This window comes from Lentilactobacillus hilgardii DSM 20176 = ATCC 8290, assembly GCF_000159315.1.
Lineage (GTDB): Bacteria > Bacillota > Bacilli > Lactobacillales > Lactobacillaceae > Lentilactobacillus > Lentilactobacillus hilgardii.
Genome location: NZ_GG669992.1, coordinates 707,093 through 710,700, shown reverse-complemented (window position 1 = coordinate 710,700; position 3,608 = coordinate 707,093). Strand labels below are relative to the sequence as shown.

General features: G+C 42.8%; 4 protein-coding genes. All 4 read right to left on the bottom strand.

Annotated elements, in window-relative coordinates:
- Nucleotides 1-313 precede the first annotated feature (313 nt).
- Nucleotides 314-634: a metal-sulfur cluster assembly factor gene (locus HMPREF0519_RS03210; protein ID WP_003551958.1), complete on the bottom strand. Its 321-nt coding sequence runs from the start codon at nt 632-634 to the stop codon at nt 314-316.
- Nucleotides 635-938: 304 nt separating this feature from the next.
- Entirely contained in the window at nt 939-2,342 is a 1,404-nt protein-coding gene (gene sufB, locus HMPREF0519_RS03205) for a Fe-S cluster assembly protein SufB (protein ID WP_003551956.1), read from the bottom strand.
- Nucleotides 2,335-2,790: a Fe-S cluster assembly sulfur transfer protein SufU gene (sufU, locus tag HMPREF0519_RS03200; RefSeq protein WP_003551952.1), complete on the bottom strand. Its 456-nt coding sequence runs from the start codon at nt 2,788-2,790 to the stop codon at nt 2,335-2,337. The genes sufB and sufU overlap by 8 nt, the downstream gene beginning before the upstream one ends.
- Nucleotides 2,759-3,608: aminotransferase class V-fold PLP-dependent enzyme (locus HMPREF0519_RS03195; RefSeq protein WP_003634603.1), on the bottom strand; the 850-nt coding region annotated here is incomplete at its 5' end. The genes sufU and HMPREF0519_RS03195, both read right to left, overlap by 32 nt.

The window sequence follows — 3,608 nt, the reverse complement described above, 5'->3', positions numbered from 1 at the left end:
CTCGGGATTTCCCAAATCGACGTCTTATACTCCGGGTGCTAACCGCTTAGCTCCGCACACTGCTTCTAGGACTGCTCCTCTAAGCATCGTTCTACATGTAAGGGATTCATTTCAAAAATCCAAACCTGGGATTCCCGAAAAGAACGCCTTACACTCCGAACGATAACCGCTTAGCTCCGCACACTGCTTCTAGGACTGCTCCTCTAAGCATCGTTCTACATGTAAGGGATTCATTTCAAAAATCCAAACCCGGGATTCCCGAAAAGAACGCCTTACACTCCGAACGATAACCGCTTAGCTCCGCACACTGCTTTTAATGAATTCCCAATTCCAGCTTTGCCTCTCTTGACATCTTGTCAATTGACCACGCTGGCTCGAAAACAACGTTGATATAAACGTCTTTAACTTCATCGAATCCGGTTAATTCTTCACGAATGGCTTCGTTTAAATAATCGGTTAACGGACATCCAGCAATCGTCAACGTCATCGTTAATGTACATAATCCTTCATCATCTAATTCAACACCATAAATCAAGCCTAAATTAACGATATCAATACCCAATTCCGGATCAATGACATTCTCTAAAACATCCATCGCTTTTTCTTTAAATGGCCGATTGTCAATTTCACTCATAGCGTGGCCCTCCTCGTTGTTTTTTCCTTTTGGATGCTGATGCTTTGCTTCACACACTTTCTTCGGACTGCTCCAAAAGACTGATTCCTGCCATACAAGAAACTAAATCTAATATCCCAAAACTGGGGATATTGAATTCAGCTCCTTGTACTCCAGAACCAAAACGTCTTTTTCCGCACACTTATTTTAGGACTGCTCCTCAAAGCAACATTCTGCATGTAAGGGATTCATTCCAAAAATCCAAACCCCGGATTTCCGAAATGAACGCCTTACATTCCGAATGTTAACCGCTTTGATACGCACACTATCCAATTGACCCTTCCATTTCGAAACTAATTAGTCGGTTCAATTCAACCGCGTATTCCATTGGTAATTCCTTTGTAAAGGGCTCCACAAAGCTCATAATGATCATTTCAGTAGCTTTTTGTTCCGAAATGCCGCGAGACATCAAATAGTAAAGCTGTTCTTCTGAAATTTTAGAAACTTTAGCTTCATGTTCCATCGACACATTATCGTTTAAAATCTCGTTATACGGAATCGTATCACTGGTTGATTGATCATCCATAATAATCGTATCACACTCAACGTGGGCAAAAGAACCATCCGAGTGCCGGCCAAATTTGATTTTGCCACGGTAATCAACTGCGCCACCGTCTTTAGAAATTGACTTTGAAATAACTGACGACGACGTATTCGGTGCGTTATGAATCATTTGGGCACCGGTATCGGAATCAATATTCTTGCCGGCAACCGCAATCGACAGCATTGTGCCACGAGCACCCTCACCGTTTAAATAAACAGATGGGTATTTCATTGTGATTTTTGAACCCAGGTTGCCATCAACCCATTCCATAATTGCATTATCCAGAGCCTGAGCCCGCTTGGTTTCCAAACTATAAACGTTATTTGACCAGTTCTGAATAGTTGTATAACGACAATAAGCATTTGGCAACACATTGACTTCAACAACGGCCGCATGCAAACTGTCGCTCTTATATGTAGGCGCAGTACATCCTTCAACATATTCCAAATGTGCACCTTCATCCACAATAATCAAGGTACGTTCAAATTGACCGGACTTCTCAGCGTTAATTCGGAAATAAGATTGAATCGGCGTTGTGACCGTCACACCTTTTGGTACGTAAATAAACGTCCCGCCGGACCAAACAGCCGAATTTAACGCAGCGTATTTATTATTCGTTGGTTTGACAAGTTTGCCAAACCATTTTTTAAAAAGATCCGGGTACTTTTTTAAAGCCGTATCGGTATCAGTAAAAATAATCCCCAATTTATCGAACTGCTCTTCCATCTTGTGATAAACCACTTCTGATTCATACTGAGCCGATGATCCGGCCAAATATTTTCGTTCGGCTTGAGGAACCCCCAAACGGTCAAAAGTTGTTTTGATATCCTGTGGTACATCATCCCAGTCACGATACTGTTTATCAGTTGCCCGTTGGAAAAACTTCATATGTTCCAAATCAAGACCGGTTAAATCAGGGCCAAAGCCGGGTTCGGACATTTTCAAATAAGCATGATAGGCCTTTAACCGATAATCAAGCATCCACTTTGGTTCATCCTTGGCTTTTGAAATTTCTCGAACCGTATCTTCTGTTAAACCCAGTCCGGTTGAATAAACGGGTTTGACATTGTCATGAAAACCAAATTCATAATCTTTATCATCAAGTACTTCTGAAACATCAGTCACTTGCCCCACTCCCTTCCTCGTTCAACACTTCATCCATTGCGTGCCACGCTAAAGCTGCACACTTAATTCTGGTAGGAAATTCCGCAACCGTGCCAACAATCGCGGCATCTCCCAATAATTCCTCGTCTTCATCATCAATCTCATCGCCACTAATCAGCTTGGAAAATGCCAAAATCAATTTTCTGGCGGTCTTAACATCCTTGCCGATTAGAACCGTCGTCATTAAACTAGCGGAAGCTTGGGAAATCGTACATCCGGATCCATCAAAGGCAACGTCATTAATTTGGCCGTCTTTAACAACAACTGATACTTTAATAACGTCCCCACAAGTTGGATTTTTCAAACGCTTCTCACCGGTTGGATCCGCCAATTCACCTTTATGTCTCGGAAATTGAGCGTGATCGATAATCACTGTTTTATAAAGTTCGTTCAGCTTTGCCAATCCCATTTGCGAAAAACTCCTTTACTTCGTTCAACCCGTCAAGCAAACGGTCGGCCTCTTCCTTTGTGTTATAGAAATAGAAGCTGGCCCGACAAGTTGCCTCACAGCTTAAATACTCCATTAACGGTTGGGCGCAATGATGACCTGCTCGAACGGCAATCCCATCCATATCCAGACCGGTTGCGACGTCATGGGGATGTAGGCCCTTCAGGTTAAATGACAGAACCCCAGTATGTTTGGCTGGATCATGCGGACCGTAAACCGTAATGCCATCGATTTGAAGTAATTTGGGTAATGTATAGTCCACGATCTCCTGTTCATAAGCGGAAATATTATCCATTCCCAAATTATTCAAATAATCAATTGCGCTGCCCAGTGCAATCGCTCCACTGATATTGGGCGTGCCGGCCTCAAACTTCCATGGCGATTCCTTCCAGTCAGCTGCCTGTTCATGAACTTCATTGATCATTTCGCCGCCGAATTGGGCAGGCGCCATTTGATCAAGAATTTCCGGCTTACCGTATAAAATCCCAATCCCGGTTGATGCCAACATCTTATGACCTGAAAAGGCGTAGAAATCAACATCCAAATCCTGAACATCCACTTTTAGATGAGGAGTTGACTGCGCACCATCTGCAATCATATAAGCACCATGCTGATGAGCTAATTTGGTTAAGGCTTTAATTGGATTAATAACGCCCATGACGTTGGACGCATGAGCAATTGAAACAATTTTAGTCTTATCGGTTATCTTCTTTTTGGCATCTGCCATATCAAGTTCACCATCAGCAGTTAACCCGATGTATTTTAACGTTGCGTGCTGA

What these genes read in the sequence shown, in the direction of transcription:
- HMPREF0519_RS03210 (WP_003551958.1), bottom strand. Translation starts at nt 634, where the DNA reads ATGAGTGAAATTGACAATCGGCCATTTAAAGAAAAAGCGATGGATGTT.
- sufU (WP_003551952.1), bottom strand. Translation starts at nt 2,790, where the DNA reads ATGGGATTGGCAAAGCTGAACGAACTTTATAAAACAGTGATTATCGAT.